Genomic DNA, 18,346 nt, shown 5'->3' on the forward strand with positions numbered 1-18,346 from the left:
AAACATTATTAGAAATGTTAATTTCGTAAATTTAAATAATATAAAGGTAAAGCCCACAATTATTTTTTAACATTTTTTCAAAAAAATCAAAAAAACAGGTTTGTGGTAGGGTGAATTCGAAAAAGAAATAAATACGAACTATTTCCTCAGAATTCGAGCTAAATCCACCCCCCTATTATTAGCACCCTCGCTACTTGTTAATGCATTCTGCTTATAAATCATTGAACTACACTGTGCAAAAACTTTCGCACCGGCTCAGCAGCTTTGTGTTTTTCCATTATTACATCCGTCAAAGCAGGGTTTAGGACTTCATCCGGGGACAATTCTGAAAAATAGTAAAAACTTTTATTGTAAATAAGCGGCTGCTTTTCACCTGTTTTTTGAAATTCCTTTGGAATGCGTTTGTTTTGCTCCCCTTTGATTCCTCCAAACACACTTTTGAATCCAGGATCATTAATTACTTTTTCAAATTGGGTCAATTCATTGGCAATTTTCTTCCGAATGGCATAAAGTAGGTCTTTATCCGGCATATACAATCCTCCGTAAACCCGGATATGCTCCGGTCCTACTTCAATATACATGCCCGGGTTGTGCATACCTTTTCTGCCGTCTTTCGCTATAATAGCCGAATTGCTTGTCTTGTAGGGTGTTTTGTCCTTGCTAAAGCGAATATCGCGGTGAATTCTGAAGATGGCCTGTTGTGGTTTGATTTTTACAGTGGGATCCAACTTGTTGACGCGAAGGATCAAGTCTTCCACAAATTTTTTAAAGGGCTCCTTTACAGATTTTTCATAGCGCTTTTTGTTTTCATGAAACCACTCCCGGTTGTTGTTGGCAGCCAGTTCTTTGAGAAAAGCATTGTATTCGGTAGTAAAATAACTTTTAGACATTGCTTAAATGATTTGGTGAAAAGGATAATGTTGAATTTAAAGACAAAAATTGAGAATTACAGCTTTATTGCTTTCACAAACATGGATTTTAGATTAAAAATTAAATTTATTGGTGTAGTCAACATAAGCGAGGAAATACCGTATCTTAACAGCTCTTATGCAAAAAATCATTTCCTTTCTTACAAAAATAATGGGCAGGGGAAATGCCTTTAAGTTCCTGTTCAATATCTCTCCTATGTACCGAAGCACCGGAGGACGGCTTATTGAGGTTGATGATGACCTTCATTATGTAAAGATTAAACTATCGCTCAACTACAAAACCAAAAACTACGTAGGCACCCTTTATGGCGGACACATGTACAGTTGCGTAGATGGCATTTTTATGGTGCAGCTCATCAATATTTTGAAAGACGATTATGTAGTGTGGGACAAATCTGCCAGTATTCGATTCAAACGGCCAGGCAACCAAACTTTATATGCGGAATTTCAGATCAGTGATGCTTTTATTGAACAGATCAAAACTGAAATTGCGGAACAAAATGAAAAAGACTATACCCTGCAAGTTGATCTGAAAGACAAAGAAGGAAAGCTATACGCAGAAGTGGAAAAGGTGATTTACATAGCTTCCAAAGCGTATTACAAACAAAAAAGACGCAACAAAAAACGTTCGTGAGATAGCATTAAAACCTACACCCCTCTCCTATCAGTTGCGCCCTCGCTACGGGTTAAACAGCTCTTTTCAACTGGATAATTCCAGCCCAATGCATTAGGCGCATTGTCTGATAAGTCAAATCCAATTCCCATACCTTGCGTGCAAAGTTGGCATTGGCAGGCTCTCCGTGGTGATTGTTGTGCAGATTTTCACCTAACATCGGAATGGGAAGATTTACGGAAGTGTCCTTGGTCTTGTAATTTCTATATCCTTTTCGGTGCGCAAACCAATTGATGATCAATCCGTGAACCGGCCCCATCATAAAATGAATGGGCAGCAATAAAAACAGCACCCAGGATTGTGCAAAGAAAATATAAAACAACACATACGAGCTGCCCCAAATCAAACGGGATGGAAGTGACTGTCCCCACAAATCAAACTTGGGATAGTAGGGCAGGTTTTTCTTAAAAGTTTCAGGTACCACAATATTCCTTTCGGTAACAACATTCACTTTGAACTTTTCAAATCCTTTGTCAATCCTATCGTATATCCTTGCTGTTTCTGCCATCATCCAAACAAAGCCAAACCACTTTGCCATAGGCTTCTGTTCTTCTATTACGTGTTTGGGGGAATGTACATCTTTATCGGTATCGGCATTGGCGTGGTGCATACGGTGCAAAATACCATAGGCTCGGGGACTCAAATAAGAGCTTCCCTGAAATATATAAGAGAGGAACATAAATACTTTCTCCCAGGCTTTGCTCATTGTAAACATGTTGTGCGCTGCATATCTGTGGTGAATCAGGGTTTGAAAAAATAACGACAAATACCAATGCGCTACAAAAAATAAAAGTATAATCATATAAAATTTATAGTAATTTAATGTTTTGATAAAATCTCTTTCAGATGCTGAAGGAAGATAAATGAAAGAGTAGTACTTACATAAGCGTATTAAACGAAGATATGTTTCCTAAGAATGCAGATATTAATACATCATATTTAAATAATTTTGCTTGCAATTTTGTGTTCAAGTAGAAAGAGCGACATTAATTATCAAATGAACAACTCCCAATTAATTGTAGATTCTAATAAAATAATTCTCTCTCAGCTTTTCATTTATTCGATTATTATACAAACTTTAATAAACTCTCTGCATCTATTGCAGTGTGAGATGCAGAATAAACAACTTTTCCACCCTTAAGTAAGATCAACTGTGGTGATTGGTGTTCAATACTTGTTTTATCTGCTACGGCATTGGAAACATCCCTATGGGCAATCAAATCCAGATAATACATATTGATTTCGTTCAACTTATCATCCCACTTTCGTTCTAGTCTGTTGAGCACTGTGGAAGATAAGCTGCAACGAGTGCTGTGTTTAAAAATACAAACAGACTGTGTTTTACTCTCCTTTATGAGTTGATCTATTTGTTCAATATCTGTCAACGAATGCCATTGTATGGCCGTTTTAGTTTCTTTTTTCTTTTTGCTCCAGAACATTTTAATCCTTTCTAAATTTGGTACTCATGAAAAATGTTTTTTAACTCAAAATGTTTACTGGTTTCATAAAAAGTATCCTGCAAAATCCACAGACTTCGAACAAAGAATCAATTTAAAAGCAAAACTATGCTGCTGCCTTGTTAATTTTGTTGACGATATACTAATTTTATTGGGCAGGGGATTTTTAACAAAGTTAAATTAATGCACTTAAATGGAATTCATAGATTACTATAAAATTCTGGGAATAGATAAAAAGGCGAATGAAAAGGAAATAAAACAAGCCTTCCGAAAATTGGCCAGAAAATATCATCCCGACCTAAATCCGGGTGATAAGGCTGCAGAAGATAAATTTAAAAAAATAAATGAAGCCTACGAGGTTTTAAAAAATACTGAAAACCGCAAGAAATACGACAAATACGGCAAAGATTGGAAACACGCTGATGTATATGAAAAGGCCAATCAAGGACAAGGTTCTGGGCAAAGGCAGAGTCAACAGCGATATCAGGATTTTTCTGGAGGCGGTGATTTTCAGGGCGGTGATTTTTCAGATTTTTTTGAATCCATGTTTGGCAATGCAGGTGCAGCATCTGGAAGGCGTAGAAGCACTAAGTTTAAAGGACAGGATTTGAATGCAGAACTTCAGCTGAATCTTAGAGATGTCTATAAAACCCACAAACAGTTACTGACAATCAATGGCCAAAAAATCAGACTGACCATTCACGCTGGAATTGAAGATGGTCAAATAATTAAAATAACTGGCAAAGGAGGGAAAGGTGTAAATGGAGGGCCGAATGGAGATTTATACATTAAATTCTCCATAGTCAATAACACCCCCTTCAAAAGAGACGGTAGTAATTTATACAAAACAGTAGATTTAGATTTATTTACCGCTATTCTGGGCGGTAACATCACAGTAGATACTTTTGATGGAAAAGTAAAATTAAAAGTGGCTCCCGAAACACAAAACGGTACGAAAGTCAAATTAAGCGGTAAGGGATTCCCTGTTTATAAAAAAGAAGGCCAGTTTGGTGATTTATACATTACTTACAATATAAAAATCCCAAAAAATATTAGCAGTAAGGAAAAAGCCCTTTTTGAAGAGCTTCAAAAATTAAGCACAGATGGAAAAAAATAAACTCATACCAATTGAAAAAATCTGTACTCATTTCGAAATAGAATTTTCCTTTTTCGATCAACTGAATAGAATGAATCTAATTGAAATAAGGACAATAGAGCAACGTCATTTTATTCATCAGGACTATATCAATGATCTGGAAAAGATGATTCGCCTGCATCATGAATTAGATATTAATCTGGAAGGCATTGATGTTGTTTTCAACCTTTTGCAAAAAATAGATGCATTGCAAGATGAGTTAGATACTGTTAAAAACAGATTAAAGCAGTATGAAGATGATTATTAACCTGAGTTCGGAAATTATTTATTGCTCAGCTCTTAAATAATTATCAAACTAAGGTTATTAGGCCGCATTATGCGTACTGCTTTTTTTGTGGAGTGTATTGGATTCGAACCAATGACCCCCGCCCTGTCAAGGCGATGCTCTAAACCAACTGAGCTAACACTCCAGTTATTCATTCAAAGTCATTCCTGCCTCTATACCTGTTCCTGATTCCTGATAAAAAGAAAAACCACTTAAAAATTATCACCTGAGTTCGGCAACAAAGGTAAAAGCTTTCAGGAATATTCAGGTATTCTATCTATTCGAAATGACTTAATAACCTGTAAAGGGCTTAATCAGGCAACTGTAATATTTAGAATAATAAAAAAGAAATAAATACCCAGCCAAAGTATGCCTATAAAATGCCAGTACATTGAAAGCAACTTGAATTTGTGAAAACGATCAGGATTTGTAGAAAAAATAAGTTCTTTAACAATATCCGTATTTGCACTGTAGGCATTAAAGGCCATTATAGCAAGTGGCACACAGCCTCCAAATATATGCAGCAAATGCAAGCCTGAAATAAGATAAAGATATGCCCCTGATGGACTTTCCTGCATGGTAACACCACTTTGGAACAACTCCATCCAGCCTATTATTTGAAAGAAAATGAAAATTATTCCAAGAGTAAAAGTTGCAAAAAGACTGAAAGCATATTCCTTATATTCTTCCTTTTGCAGAAAGGCAGCACCTACTTTCAAGAGTAAACTGCTCGATAAAATAATAACTGTATTGGCGTGAAAAATATTAGGAACCCGAATTTCGGTCAAATCCATTTGAACTGATGCATATACATAGGCAATAATCAACCCCGTGAATAAAAGACCGATTGCGGCCAGTGCGAAATACATAAACAATTCAGCTAGCGGAATATTAAAAGGGTTTTTCTCTTTGCTATCCTGCTTTTCCGTACCTGCCCTTCTGTTACTGATGTCACTCATTTCTGTCCATTTAAAATAGTATCTCTAAAATAGCTTTTTGTCCATTAGAAAATCAAATTCTCACAGCAATTTTTTCCTTTGTGAAATACAATACAAATCCTTTTGAAATAGAATCCGGGAAACTGTGGAAAAGTCATTATCCCTTCTACAATACTAATCACTTTATACTGTGGAAATAATCTGATTTTTGATGAAATAATTAATTATATTTGCCACCAATTTTTAATTGATTAAAATAACGTAATGCAAGCCAAAGGACTGATTAAATTTTTCGTTGCAGCTTTAATTCTTGTTTGTCTGTATCAGTTGCTTTTTACCTATGTGTCTGTTCGTCAAGAAAATAAGATGGGACAGATTGCATTGGAAAGAACAACCAATGGACAGGAAATCGAGCAATTTGTACCAGTAGATGCCGAAAATCGTGCTGAAATTATTGATTCTATCAATAAGGAATGGACTCAAAACAAAGCGCGCCTGCTGGACTCTCTCTCCAGCGAAATTGTACTTGATATGTATTTTGCAGAATACAGCTATCAGGATGTAAAAGAAAGACAACTCAGCCTGGGTCTTGATTTACAAGGTGGAATGAGTGTGGTTTTACAAATTTCCCTTGAAGAACTCATTCGAGCAATGGCCAATGAAAGCGAAGACCCTGCTTTTAACAAAGCGTTGGAATTGGCAGTAGAGCGCCAAAAAAACTCCCAGGACAACCTGGTAAGTTTATTTGGAAAAGCATACAAAGAAGTTGCTCCGGAAGGTAAATTGGCAAGAATTTTTGCTACTCCTGAATACAAAGATGTAATCACATTTAACTCTACAAACGAAGAAGTACTGAGTGTTATTTCTGAGGAAGCTCAAGGCGCTATTGGAAGAACATTTAATATTCTTAGAAGTAGAATTGACCAGTTTGGTGTTACACAACCAAGTATTTCTTTACAGGAATCTTCGGGCAGGATTATTATAGAATTGCCTGGTGTTAAAAATCCCGAAAGAGCCCGACAATTATTACAGGCCACTGCAAAATTAGAATTCTGGGAAACCTGGGACAACAGGGATATTTTTAATCCGCTGATGGAAAGCAATGATGTATTGCTCGATATCCTTGGCCTAAACGAAAAAGAAGATTCAGTAGAAACCGATACACTTCTAAATGATTTGCTTGGCGATTCAGAAAGTACTGATGAAGAAGAAGCTGAAACAGCAGAAGGAGACACTTTATCAGCCGAAGAAGACTCAGATGACCTTTTAGACCTGCTGGGTGAAGAAAGTGAAGCAGACACTTCAGATGACAATGAATTGCTTTCGGCTGAAGAAGCCCGCAAAAAATTCCCGCTTTTTTCCAATGGTTCTATCTTAATGCCAGCTACCGGGCAGGATGAGAATGGACAAGTAGTACTTCAGGAAGGCCCTGTTGTTGGATATGCTTTTGCACAAGATAGAGATAAGGTAATCGAGTATCTCTCCTATGAAGAAGTAAGGGCATTGTTTCCTAGAAATATCAAATTCCTTTGGGGACATCAACCAGTGAGCAACAATATTTATGCACTCTATGCCATTAAAACCAGGCCAGGTGAAGATAAAGCCCCAATGGAAGGAGATGTGATTGTAGATGCCCGTCAAGACTACGATCAAAATGGCCGTCCGGATATTGATATGGTAATGAACTCGGAAGGTTCTAAAATCTGGAAAAAACTTACTAAGGAAAACATTGGCAGCAGCATTGCAATTGTTTTGGATGATGTAGTATATACTGCTCCGACTGTGCAGGGTGAAATTGGTGGTGGTCGTTCTCAAATTACTGGAAATTTCACCATTAAAACAGCCAAAGACCTGGCCAATATTATTAAAGCCGGTAAGCTGCCGGCTCCCGCAAAAATTGTAGAAGAAGAAATAGTAGGTCCTTCACTTGGTGCCGAATCGATCAGAGCAGGATCATTATCACTGGCCATCGGACTGGTACTGGTGCTTTTATTTATGATTGCCTACTACTCCACTGCCGGAATAGTATCCAATGTAGTGCTTGTACTCAACCTCTTTTTCATTATGGGTGTGCTCGCCTCATTTGGCGCATCACTTACCCTACCGGGAATTGCAGGTATAGTATTGACCATAGGTATGGCTGTAGATGCCAATGTCATTATTTTTGAAAGAATAAGGGAAGAATTGATCAGAGGAAAAGGATTGCGCCTGGCTATCTCAGACGGATACAGCGCTTCCTATTCAGCAATTATAGATGCCAATGTCACTACACTTATCACAGGATTTATACTCCTGTTTTTCGGGCTTGGTCCTGTGAAAGGTTTTGCAACTGTACTGGTAATTGGTATTTTCTCTTCATTGATTACAGCAGTCCTGGTTTCCAGACTTATTATCGATAAATTCACAGATAGAGAAAAGGGTATTAAATTCTTTAATAAGTTTTCAGAAGGCTTTTTCAAAAACCTGGACTTGAAACTACTCGACAAAAGAAAGATTGCATATGGTTTGAGTTCTATTGTTATTATCCTTGGTCTTGTATCTATGATGACAAAAGGCTTCCAAATGGGTGTAGATTTTCAGGGGGGGCGCTCTTATGTAGTTCGCTTTGATCAAAGTGTAAAAGCAGTGGATATATCAAAAGCACTGGAAGATGAATTTGAAGCTGCTCCGCAGGTAAAAACTTATGGTGCTGATAACCAGGTGAAAATTACTACTGCCTATAGAATAAATGAAGATGGAATTGAAATTGATGGAGAAATAGAGGAACTGCTTTACAGCGGTGTGAAAGAATTTTTCGTTGAACAACCTGATAAAGAAACCTTTCTTGCAGAACATAAAATGAGCTCTATTAAAGTAGGCCCTACTATTGCCGATGATATTTTGAAAGGCGCTTATTTTGCTGCTGTATTCTCATTTATTGGAATATTCCTTTATATTCTGGTGCGTTTCAGAAAATGGCAATTTGGTCTGGGTGCTTTAGCAGCTGTTGTTCATGATATGCTTATTGTGCTAAGTATCTTTTCGATTTTTGGAGGCATTCTTCCATTCTCATTAGAAATAGATCAAGCATTTATAGCTGCATTGCTTACAGTTATCGGTTACTCTATTAACGATACAGTAGTTGTATTTGACCGTATCAGGGAATATATCAACTTGCATCCAACTACTGGCATTACAGGTACTGCAAACATGGCCATTGACCACACTTTGAGCAGAACATTGATCACATCACTCACAACATTATTTGTAGTCGTTATTTTATTTATATTTGGTGGTGAAGTGATAAGAGGTTTCTCATTTGCACTGTTGATAGGAATCATAGTGGGTACCTATTCATCCGTATTCATTGCATCTCCTATTGCAGTTGATACTTTGAAAAAAGCAGGTACTAAATAACAATTAACAAATTCAACAAACATAAAACCGGTTACTATTGCAGTACCGGTTTTTTTTGTTTGGGCATACCTTTGCAGCTTAAGTAATTAAATGAATTCGGTAAACTCCGAATACACTTATTTAAAAATCCAATTTCAAACAAGAGTAGTAAAAGCTTATTTTTGCTCAAAATAAAACAAAACCTATGTTGCCCAGAAATATTTATGAGGAAGAACACAAAATGTTTTTACAATCAGTTAAGGATTTTGCTAAAAAGGAAATTGCGCCTTATCACGAGCAATGGGAAAAGGATAAAATGGTTTCCAGGGAATCCTGGAAAAAACTGGGCGAGGCCGGATTCCTTTGCATGCAAGCTCCGGAGGAATACGGAGGTCTGGGCATTACGGATTTTCGCTACAATGCGGCTTTTACAGAAGCGCTGGGGCTTACGGGATTTGCAGGGCCGGCAGTTGGCTACCCCCTGCATTCGGATATTGTATTCCCATATATTTTGCACAATGCCAACGAGACTACCAAAAAGAAATACATTCCCGGTATGGTCAGCGGAGAATTGATTTCTGCAATTGCCATGACAGAACCTGGGGCGGGCAGTGATTTACAAAATATCAGAACTACTGCTGTTGACAAAGGTGACTATTATTTGGTAAATGGATCTAAGACTTTTATCACCAATGGGTATTTGTGCGATATCGCTGTGGTGGCTGTCAAAACAGACCCCAGTAAAGGAGCAAAAGGCATAAGCCTTTTAGTCATTGATGCTGATAGTGAAGGTTTTTCCAAAGGGGAGCCTTTTGAAAAAGTAGGTCTGCATGCACAGGATACTTGCGAACTGTTTTTTAACGATGTAAAAGTCCCAAAAGAGAACCTACTGGGACAAGAAGGTTCGGGATTCGCATACCTGATGCAGGAGCTTTCCCAGGAACGGCTGGTAGTAGCATTGGGAGCTGTGGCCGCTGCGGAAAACACCATTGATGTGACACTTCAATATGTTCAGGAAAGAGAGGCTTTTGGCAGTCCGATAGCTAAATTTCAAAATACCCGGTTTAAATTGGCTGAAATTATCACAGAAACTCAAATACAGCGAGTATTTGCAGATCGTTGTGTGGAATTGCACAATGAAGGTAAACTGGATGCAGCATCAGCCTCTATGGCGAAATATGCCGCTACCGATCTACAATGTAAAGTAGCGGATGAATGCCTGCAACTGCACGGAGGATACGGTTATATCTGGGAATACCAGGTTGCACGTTCTTATGCCGATGCCCGCGTGCAAAGAATTTATGCCGGAACAAATGAGATTATGAAGGAATTGATAGCAAGGAAGTTTTTGGGAAAGTAGTTGATTCTATTTGAAAAGGTCAAAAAACCACTGCCGATATAACTTCTAATTTAATTTCCCTGTCGAGTCGTTTTTCTATTTTTGTTTTAATTTGACCTATTTTAGAATCATCAAGACTTGATGAACTCACAAGCCTCACCGATACCACTACAGGGCTTGAAGGACGTACTTTCACATCTTTGATAGTTACATTTTCAATTTTATACCCTTCCAGCGCTTTAGTTATTTCTGCTTCTGTCATAATTTGCTTAAAGGAAAAAGAAAGCGGTACACAGATTAACGCAAGTAATACGAAAGAGTAAATCAAACCTCTCCTTGCACGTTTAAATGGTGCAAAACCCAACAGCAAGAAAGTAAAACCAGCAGACATAATAATTCCTGACAAGTTGGTAAGGTAGAGCAAAAAGGATCCTGAAAAAAGTGACCAATCCATCCAGCCTACGCCAATTCCCGCTACTGCCAATGGAGGCACCAAAGCAACTGCAATAGCTACACCCGCAAGGCTTTTGGCAATTTCTTCCTTGGCATGCGCATAAGCTCCGGCAATTCCTGACGCTACAGCTATCCCTAAATCCAAGAGTGTAGGTGAAAGCCGCATATCCATTTCAGGCGTGATGATGCGCAATGGAATAATAATACTGACAAATGCAGCAAAAAGCAGGGACAAAACTGTACCCAAAAGAATGGTTTTTGAGCTGTCTTTTAATATAGATACATCATAGCGCACAATCGCCATTGAAAAAGAAACAATGGGCGGCATTAGTGGCGCTAAAATCATAGCGCCAATTATTACTGGTGATGAATTGCCATACAATCCAAAAGTGGCCATAATTGTAGATATAGCCATCAGCACTATATATGTTTTATTAAGCCTGGCATTTAGCCTAAGTGCTGTAAAAAGCTCCTTAAACTCTTCAGGTGTTGCTCTTGGAAGCCAGGGCATTTTGCGTTTTGTCAGCTCTTCCTTTTTTTCCCCATAGGGAAGGTTTTCGGTTTTGAAACTGTTTTTATTGTCGCTGCTGCTTTCTGTTTCTGTGAAAATACTGGGCAGCAACAAATGAATGGCTTTAGGCTTTACTTCAATTGAAATGTTTTCAGCGGTGAATTTTTCCCCATCAATACTGAAGTCAATATTTGTTTCTGAGCTTATGTTTAGTGTTTTGGTTTTGATATAACCAATGAAGGAATCTTCTTTGTCAATACGGTGTCTGCCGGGCAATATTCCTTTTATCAGAAATAAAAGCATTTCAAGTACACTCTGAGGCGAAACGATCAAAACATTAAAAAAACCTACATTTGAGCCCTCAAATGATTTGATTTTCCTACTCAGCGCAATACTTCCCGCTTGTGCCAATGCCACAATTCCCAGGGCAGAAGTATTGATAGAATTTTCCTCTCCCACAGAAAGTTTAAAAGCCTTGTGTTTCAGGTTTTTTACACGCCAGGTATTTTTGAAAATGCGAAAAATTTGAAGCAGCAAATTGGATTGAGCATTGGTTTCATCAATAAGAAAAATACTGCCTGTTTTAACAGATTGCAATACCGGTTTTTCATTGCAGAGCAACAGGTCAATTTCAGTGCTTTGTGATTCATCTAAAATGGCTTCGATTGCTTTATCCATTTTAGAAGTTACTCCCAATCCCCTTTGTACATATTCTAAACCGGGATGCGGTAAAATGCCAAGTTCCCATTCTTTATCAGCCGCATCTATTAATAATTGCTTGAGGTCGGAATCACCTAAGTAAGTGATCAGTTTTACTTTTTCAGGCAATTGAGCGATTGTTTCAGAATTGAAAATTTCCGCTTTTATATCCTGCCCATCAAAATGGGTGAGCACTTCATTTTTAAATGTCTCTTCCTGTGCCTTATCATATAATATTTGCAACATAATAGTAGAATGTGGAGCACTAAGATATACAAACCTGAGCTCGATTATTATTTAAGAGCTGAGCAATAAATAATTTCCGAACTCAGTTCACAAGCAAAATTAGAATTTTTGCTTAAATGCTTTAGAAAATGGCCCTCAATTGAGCACGTCCGGTATGTACCATATCGGCATTTCCCGTTTTTCGCCCTTCATATCCCAGACCTAGCTGGACATTCTTTCCAATGTTGCGGTCAAAAGTAGCAGACCAAATAAAATTATCCCCATCCTGGAGTCCTTGTAGAAAGGCAAATTCCAATGCGCTGTTTTCTGCTCCAGCATATTCTACAGAGGTATAAGAAAAACTTACATTGATTGTACTTTTAGAAACCACATTGTACCTGCCTTCAAAGGTAAATTCGTTTTCTCTTGCGCTTTCACCTTGATCTCCTTTGATATTGCGTTTATCACTAAATTTGTAGAGTAGGCTAAGGCGGAATTTATTTTTATAAATAAAATTAAATTCAGGGTTTACTTCATAATAGTCAATAGAGTATATTCGGTCTGAAAATAATTGACTGTCATTTGCTCGGTTTCCTTTTGCTGCTTTTAGCACAGTGTTCAGTGCACTGATAATGTTCCAGCGTATGCGGATAGAGTTTTCATCAAGTGTTCTGCTTTCAAATCCGTTTACAAGGTTATTTTTAGATTTATTGTTTTTAAATGTATATTCCAGGCTATATTTATTATTGGTTCGGTTAAAAAAAACACTTTGACGAATTGAAGAATTAATAGCGAGCAATGATTCGTTTTCAGTGTCGAAAACAAAGGGATTAAAAACAGAAATATCTGCACCACGAAAAACCTTCCTGTTGATTTGTAAGCTACTGAGTGTACTGAATCGTGCTATAAAACCGAGGAAACCTTTTTTGTTGCTGAGCAATGCTTTAGGATTAATGTTGAGTACCTGATTGTATTGTGTAATATCTACTGGATCATATTCATTGGTAGGGGTTGCTACCCGTATATGGTTTGCGCGGTTTTGATTGGCTTCATTTGCCAGCTCAAATTCGTTGAGTTCTTTAATTCCATTGTCATTATAATCTGTTTGCGTATCCCATATATAAGTACCCTGTCCCAAAGGAACCTCTACATAGGTGTACTCTACACGCTGCTCTTGTCCAGAGCCCAGTTCGTACAAAATATTAGAAGTGATCATCCCCCTCAGAATATTCAGATTGTATTCTATTCTACCCAGATAATATTGTGCTGCTTTTTCAGTATTGCGCAGGCTGTCTTCATTGAAAAACTGCCTGTATTTTAAATTCCAGTTCAGCTTATGATGTTTGTTGCTCAGCCATTTTCCGGAAACAGCATAAGTATTGCTTGAATTTGAAAGTTGCAGTTCATTTTCTTCGGGAAAAAATTCCTGTCTGCGAATGTATTCAAAGCGTGCCCTGTTTGTTGCAGAATCAGCATTTTCAATATATACACTCCACTCATTGAACAAAAAACTCTGATTCAGCAACGAGTCGCTGTCTGCTGCATAGGTTTTATTTCTTTCCGGAAAAAATATCCCACCTATTTTCCAGCCGTTTAATTTTTCAAAAGCTTTGTAGGCGTGCAATGTCGCCCGTGTAAATTTTGATTCCTGAAATTCTCCCTCTGAATCAAGATGGCGCATATTAAAATCCAAGCGATAACCTTTTTTGTGAAATGAGCCATCTACTTCGTTGATATTGCCCTGGTACTCCTCTCCTACATTATAGGTAGAATAATAATAAGATGCATGTCCCCAATCGAGGTGTTCCAGGTTTGCCCCGGCTCTTGCCAGGTGTTCATCAGATGTACTTTGTTTGTTTTGGAAATTCCAGTCGCGGGTAAACTCCACATCGCGATAGCGCTCTATGGGGTTGAAATTTCTATTGATAAATTCATAAGCAGCTGTTGTATGCAGGTTGAATTTTTTGGATTTGTTTAGCGGGGTAGTCCGGTCGTAATTAACTGAAAGGCCGGATCCTATATTTGCTTCATTGTCAATTTCTGAAAAAGTATTGCGATCCCTATTGCTCATGGCCCCCTCTATTCTAATACGGTCGTGCTCTGTTGGGGTAAGCTCTATGCCACCGGTTAGAAGCTGTTTGCGCTGTGGAGCTACCAGGAGTATAATGGGCTCATAAGATCCTTGGGGAATACCATTCACAGGTGCTACCCATTGAAAAACACGGCCATTGGCACTGCTTATTGCGGGAATATAATTGCCGTTGTTTTGTCCTACAAAAGAAAAAGAAACGGTATAAAATGCATTCTCCGGATTGGTAGAATATTCAAAAACCGTATCATATCTGGCCCCATTGATAATGGTGTCCTTTAATTGATAGAGTATTCTGTCAGGATCAAATTCTTCAATAGTGCGGTATCCCGGAAAAAGTGCATCTTCAGGATTGTTGCCGGCTTCTGCCAGAAATTGTTCCTGCTCATCTGTGATATCAGCCTGCGCGGGTTGGTTTTTATTGTCCTGTTCTGAATAAAAATTCAGAAATACTTTGGCTTTTTCACGTTCATATACGCTGTTTGAGCTGATCAATGAGCGGAAATAATTTCGATCTGAAAATTCAAACTCTACGATCACCCTTTTGTCACGGGTCATCATCACATTTGGTGTAAAGCGAATTTCCCCGAGGTTATAATCTATGATATAATCATTTTCAGCACCGCGGGTCATTTGCTTGCCATTTACAAAAACTCTTTCGGTACCTGCAAGTATTATTATAAAGGATTCCCCGTTTGGCCCAGTGAGCCGATAAGGCCCCTGGTTTCCTTCACTTACATTCAACTCCATTCTATTAAACTGTCCCCTTGCAACAGCTATGCTGTTTCTTGTCCACAGCTCTCCTCCTTTTTCATCTATTTGAGTTTTACTTTGATAGCTGCCCCCTTGCAAATTTTTGAAAAAGCGCAGAAAATGCGATTCAGGATTTTTAATTTCATAATCGCCCACGGTAAGCTCGTGCGGAGCTTTTCTTATTTGAATAAAAACTTTGTCGAATTCCTGTAACTGCTGTGTGTTACCTTCGGGTTGAACAGGAATACTGTTATCTGTTAAAGCAGCAACTATTTCTATATCTTCTGTAATATAACCGGATAACTGAAGGTTGAAATTTGAGTTAAGCACCACATCCTGCCGATTGCCAAAAGACAGCCCACGCGCATAGGTTCCATTGTAGTTGAGAGATCCAAAATCAATCAGTCGATTGCTTTTTTCTTCCGGGCGGTAGGCGAACGGATTCAGAAGATAATCCTGATGCTTTTCCAACTCGGGCATTTTTTTATTGAAATAGGTTTTATTCCAATTGAAACCAAAATGCCTGTAACTGATTTGAACACTATCGGTCTCGGGTGGATCAATCCAGTTGAATTCAGCTTTATAAGGATCAAGATTGTAGCGGCTTGGCGCAATAATAGCTCCGTCTGCTGTGTTTTTCACAACTTCAGAACCGGTAATAATACTGAGTGTATCGAGCTGTACTGTATCACCCTGTACGGCAATCGTTTTCTTCTTGAGATTGCTCAATTCCTGGGCTTTGCCATTTTGAATGAACAAACAAAAGGCTGCCAATAATATGATCCACCAACACTTCAAAAGGAATACCTGCTTTGAAATACGCTAAATTAAGTTAAAATAGAGGACAATTACCCAATCTGATACAACGAAGAATAAATGCTTTCATTTTGGCTTTGCAAAGTATCTGCTAAAAGATTTGAGGATTCTATACTACTCCCCCAATCATTGTCTCACTTCACGCATCAGCTTTTCCATATCCACAAATTCCGAGCAGGTGACAAAAGCACTGATCGTAACCCCCAAAATGCCGTGTAAGTTGATGTTTTGCCCGGTAAAGAAAAGATTGCCCAATTTTGTGTTGTGCGATACATAAGTGGCCATATTGTGCTGGTAATCCTTCAGCATTCCATACATACTGCCTTCTGGCGTAGCCAGGTAATCGCGGTAAGACAGCGGGCTGGCGCTGTACACTGATTTTATACAGGAGCGAATTTCGGGAAAGCGTTCTTCAAGTGCATCAATAACCTGCTCTTCCTTTTGCCTCTTAAATGCGCGATAATCCGCGCCTCTCTCCTGCTGATTATGGGGAATGGTATAATAAGTGTTTTTCCATTTACTGACTTCCTCAAAATCCATATAGCACATGATATTCATGCTCTCTGCAAACTCCGGATCTTTGGAATTGGCAGGGGTAAATATGGCCATGCTTTTTGGCCATTCCTTACTTTTATATTTTCCTGCTTCCCAAAAATCAGCTTGCCTGAAATGGTAGCAGTTGTGGTTGAGATAAGGAAAGCTTTTTTCTTTTAAATTGAGAAATACGGAAAAAACCGAAGTGCTGTTTTCCATTGCTGTCATTCGCTGAAAATAGCTTTTGCGAAAATGCGCAGCACCGATCATCTTAAGTGTCTGTGCCGGATGCACATTGGAAATAAAATTTTTACCATAAATCTTCTCGCCATCTTTCAATTGCACAGCAGAAATTTGCTTTTCCGTATCCACTTCCATGTTTTCAACTTCTGCATAATTGCGCACTGTTCCACCCATTGCTTTGGCTTTTTTCACCAGTGCACGCGCTATCTGCGCACCACCATCCACACATTTCCAGGCACTGCTGATGTATGAGTTCAGAATCAGTGCATGTTCGTAAAGCGAAGTTTTTTCTTTTCGTGCAGCATAAAGCAAATTATTGCCCATCAACACATTGCGCAGCTTTTCATTATCCGTAATGGATTTCAGGTAATCATACAGCCCAATGCTTTGATAAGGGCTAATGGCACCAGGTTCAAAAGGTTTTAAATTATAAACCGCAGTATTGGCACTGATCTCTTGCAGTTTTTCACAATACTCCTCTATTGCTGATTTTTCTTTGGGAAAATAGGCCTGCAATTGCTGGGAGAAGCGTTCATAGCCCTGCGGAATATTATAAATCTTATCGTCACCACTAAAACTGATTTTGTCAAAAGCTTCAAGTGAAAGGCGTTTGAGCTTGAGTTCTTCCATCAAACCGAGGTAGGAGAAAAACTGATACAGGTTCTGCCCGGGTGCCAGTCCTCCAATATAATGCACGCCTGTATCGTGGATGGCTTTGTCGCGCACAAAAATCTGTAGTGCTCCGCCAAACTGCCTGTTTTTTTCCAGCACACAAACACTGTATCCTTCTTTGAGCAGGATATTTGCACAAAGCAATCCTCCAAGGCCACTTCCAATAATTACGAAATCATATTGATTCACTTTGCAAAAATTGCACAATTAAATCGATTACTAAAATTGAAATGTTCCAATTTAAATTTTATTAAATTAGACTCTGACACAAACATTACTATGAAAGGATTCATCTGGACTTTATTGATAAATATATTTCTTCTTACTGTTCATGGGCAGGGTTATTATCCTCTGATTAGAAGTGATTTCTATTGGGATGTCATGAATGGGCAAGGAACTGATATTTGTAATGTAAATAGCGGAAATCGATACTTTTTTCAGGGAGATACTTTGATTTCCGGACATCTATATAAAAAGGTAAAAGCATTTCCAATTGTACAATTAAATCCTGGGCCGTATTGTCCACCATTCGCAATTGATGATAGCATTTCATGGTCAACCAACTATTACTTGAGAGAAGACACTGCAGCCAAACAGGTCTTTATTTACAATCATGATATAAATTCTGATGATTTAATCTATGATTTCTCTTTAGAGGCAGGTGATACCCTTAGATCAAACTACGCAGGACAGGGCATTGACCATGTAATTGATAGTGTTGGTGTTGTTACTTTATTAAATGGAGTTGAAAGAAAAATCTTCTTCTTAAATAATGACTTCAATTATATTGAAAGCCTTGGCGGTTCTGCTGGATTACAATTTCCAATGATAATGGGGATTGGTTTTTGGACAACTCCAGAATGTATTAGAGAAAACAATGTACTATTGTGGGGGAATAATTGTATTAATTATGTAGGAATAAATGAAAAAAGTAACAACAATCTCAAACTTAAATTATTTCCAAATCCATGCAATGATTATATCAATATAGATATAGAATATACCAGCCAATCAATCTTTAAACTGTTTGATCTTTCTGGAAAATTGAAATTCAAAAAAAATATTTCAGGCAATCATGCCAAGATTCATTTATCTAACTTATCAGCTGGTATATATTTGTATCAAATTGAAAATGAGAATGACGAATTACTTAAAGTTGGAAAGATTATTAATGCGAATCAAGGGTTAAAAAATGAGAGAAACAAAAGCTGCTGCTAAT

Annotated in this window: 13 protein-coding genes and 1 tRNA gene; 6 read left to right on the forward strand and 8 right to left on the reverse strand. The window is 38.1% G+C overall.

The window, feature by feature from the left end:
* Positions 1-218: 218 nt before the first annotated feature.
* Complete coding sequence (locus WD048_04330; GenBank protein ID MEX0811422.1) at positions 219-890, reverse strand: DUF2461 domain-containing protein; 672 nt, start codon at positions 888-890, stop codon at positions 219-221.
* Positions 891-1,047: 157 nt separating this feature from the next.
* Between WD048_04330 and WD048_04335 the strand changes: the two genes are divergently transcribed.
* Positions 1,048-1,563, forward strand: a complete 516-nt coding sequence (locus tag WD048_04335) for a DUF4442 domain-containing protein (protein MEX0811423.1) — start codon at positions 1,048-1,050, stop codon at positions 1,561-1,563.
* Between the two features lie 52 nt (positions 1,564-1,615).
* Here the strand turns inward: WD048_04335 and WD048_04340 are convergent, their stop codons facing one another.
* Both WD048_04340 and ytxJ read right to left on the reverse strand, forming a co-directional pair.
* The gene (locus WD048_04340; GenBank protein ID MEX0811424.1) at positions 1,616-2,404 is read right to left on the reverse strand and encodes an acyl-CoA desaturase; all 789 of its coding nucleotides are present in this window, start codon (positions 2,402-2,404) and stop codon (positions 1,616-1,618) included.
* Positions 2,405-2,669: 265 nt separating this feature from the next.
* A complete protein-coding gene (gene ytxJ / locus WD048_04345; GenBank protein MEX0811425.1) occupies positions 2,670-3,041 on the reverse strand; it encodes a bacillithiol system redox-active protein YtxJ in 372 nt (123 codons plus the stop codon).
* A 211-nt stretch (positions 3,042-3,252) separates the two neighbouring features.
* Here ytxJ and WD048_04350 point away from each other — a divergent pair, with 211 nt between their 5' ends.
* On the forward strand, positions 3,253-4,176 hold the full coding sequence (locus tag WD048_04350; protein ID MEX0811426.1) for a J domain-containing protein: 924 nt from the start codon (positions 3,253-3,255) through the stop codon (positions 4,174-4,176).
* On the forward strand, positions 4,163-4,462 hold the full coding sequence (locus WD048_04355; GenBank protein ID MEX0811427.1) for a chaperone modulator CbpM: 300 nt from the start codon (positions 4,163-4,165) through the stop codon (positions 4,460-4,462). The genes WD048_04350 and WD048_04355 overlap by 14 nt, the downstream gene beginning before the upstream one ends.
* 88 nt (positions 4,463-4,550) lie before the next feature.
* On the opposite strand, the gene WD048_04360 is transcribed toward WD048_04355, so the two are convergent.
* Positions 4,551-4,625 (reverse strand) — tRNA-Val (locus tag WD048_04360).
* A gap of 169 nt (positions 4,626-4,794) precedes the next feature.
* The gene (locus tag WD048_04365; protein ID MEX0811428.1) at positions 4,795-5,439 is read right to left on the reverse strand and encodes a cytochrome c oxidase subunit 3; all 645 of its coding nucleotides are present in this window, start codon (positions 5,437-5,439) and stop codon (positions 4,795-4,797) included.
* Between the two features lie 243 nt (positions 5,440-5,682).
* Between WD048_04365 and secDF the strand changes: the two genes are divergently transcribed.
* Positions 5,683-8,814 carry a protein translocase subunit SecDF gene (gene secDF / locus WD048_04370; protein ID MEX0811429.1) on the forward strand — a complete coding sequence of 1,044 codons (3,132 nt, stop codon included), beginning with the start codon at positions 5,683-5,685 and terminating at the stop codon, positions 8,812-8,814.
* A gap of 184 nt (positions 8,815-8,998) precedes the next feature.
* On the forward strand, positions 8,999-10,153 hold the full coding sequence (locus tag WD048_04375; GenBank protein ID MEX0811430.1) for an acyl-CoA dehydrogenase family protein: 1,155 nt from the start codon (positions 8,999-9,001) through the stop codon (positions 10,151-10,153).
* Between the two features lie 19 nt (positions 10,154-10,172).
* On the opposite strand, the gene WD048_04380 is transcribed toward WD048_04375, so the two are convergent.
* From WD048_04380 to WD048_04390, 3 genes are all read right to left on the reverse strand, one after another.
* Positions 10,173-12,041, reverse strand: coding sequence for a TIGR00341 family protein (locus tag WD048_04380; GenBank protein MEX0811431.1), 1,869 nt, complete (start codon positions 12,039-12,041; stop codon positions 10,173-10,175).
* Positions 12,042-12,162: 121 nt separating this feature from the next.
* Entirely contained in the window at positions 12,163-15,660 is a 3,498-nt protein-coding gene (locus tag WD048_04385; GenBank protein ID MEX0811432.1) for a hypothetical protein, read from the reverse strand.
* Positions 15,661-15,804: 144 nt separating this feature from the next.
* A complete protein-coding gene (locus tag WD048_04390) occupies positions 15,805-17,316 on the reverse strand; it encodes an NAD(P)/FAD-dependent oxidoreductase (protein ID MEX0811433.1) in 1,512 nt (503 codons plus the stop codon).
* Positions 17,317-17,406: 90 nt separating this feature from the next.
* Here WD048_04390 and WD048_04395 point away from each other — a divergent pair, with 90 nt between their 5' ends.
* Entirely contained in the window at positions 17,407-18,345 is a 939-nt protein-coding gene (locus WD048_04395) for a T9SS type A sorting domain-containing protein (protein ID MEX0811434.1), read from the forward strand.
* Position 18,346 lies beyond the last annotated feature (1 nt).

Source organism: Chitinophagales bacterium (genome assembly GCA_040877935.1).
In the GTDB taxonomy this organism is placed as follows: domain Bacteria; phylum Bacteroidota; class Bacteroidia; order Chitinophagales; family CAIOSU01; genus JBBDNB01.

Bases quoted from the DNA above. Each gene is read 5' to 3' on its own strand.
- WD048_04365 (MEX0811428.1), bottom strand. From the start codon at position 5,439: ATGAGTGACATCAGTAACAGAAGGGCAGGTACGGAAAAGCAGGATAGC.
- WD048_04340 (MEX0811424.1), bottom strand. From the start codon at position 2,404: ATGATTATACTTTTATTTTTTGTAGCGCATTGGTATTTGTCGTTATTT.
- WD048_04355 (MEX0811427.1), top strand. From the start codon at position 4,163: ATGGAAAAAAATAAACTCATACCAATTGAAAAAATCTGTACTCATTTC.
- WD048_04350 (MEX0811426.1), top strand. From the start codon at position 3,253: ATGGAATTCATAGATTACTATAAAATTCTGGGAATAGATAAAAAGGCG.
- ytxJ (MEX0811425.1), bottom strand. From the start codon at position 3,041: ATGTTCTGGAGCAAAAAGAAAAAAGAAACTAAAACGGCCATACAATGG.
- WD048_04335 (MEX0811423.1), top strand. From the start codon at position 1,048: ATGCAAAAAATCATTTCCTTTCTTACAAAAATAATGGGCAGGGGAAAT.
- WD048_04380 (MEX0811431.1), bottom strand. From the start codon at position 12,041: ATGTTGCAAATATTATATGATAAGGCACAGGAAGAGACATTTAAAAAT.
- WD048_04395 (MEX0811434.1), top strand. From the start codon at position 17,407: ATGAAAGGATTCATCTGGACTTTATTGATAAATATATTTCTTCTTACT.
- WD048_04375 (MEX0811430.1), top strand. From the start codon at position 8,999: ATGTTGCCCAGAAATATTTATGAGGAAGAACACAAAATGTTTTTACAA.
- secDF (MEX0811429.1), top strand. From the start codon at position 5,683: ATGCAAGCCAAAGGACTGATTAAATTTTTCGTTGCAGCTTTAATTCTT.
- WD048_04330 (MEX0811422.1), bottom strand. From the start codon at position 890: ATGTCTAAAAGTTATTTTACTACCGAATACAATGCTTTTCTCAAAGAA.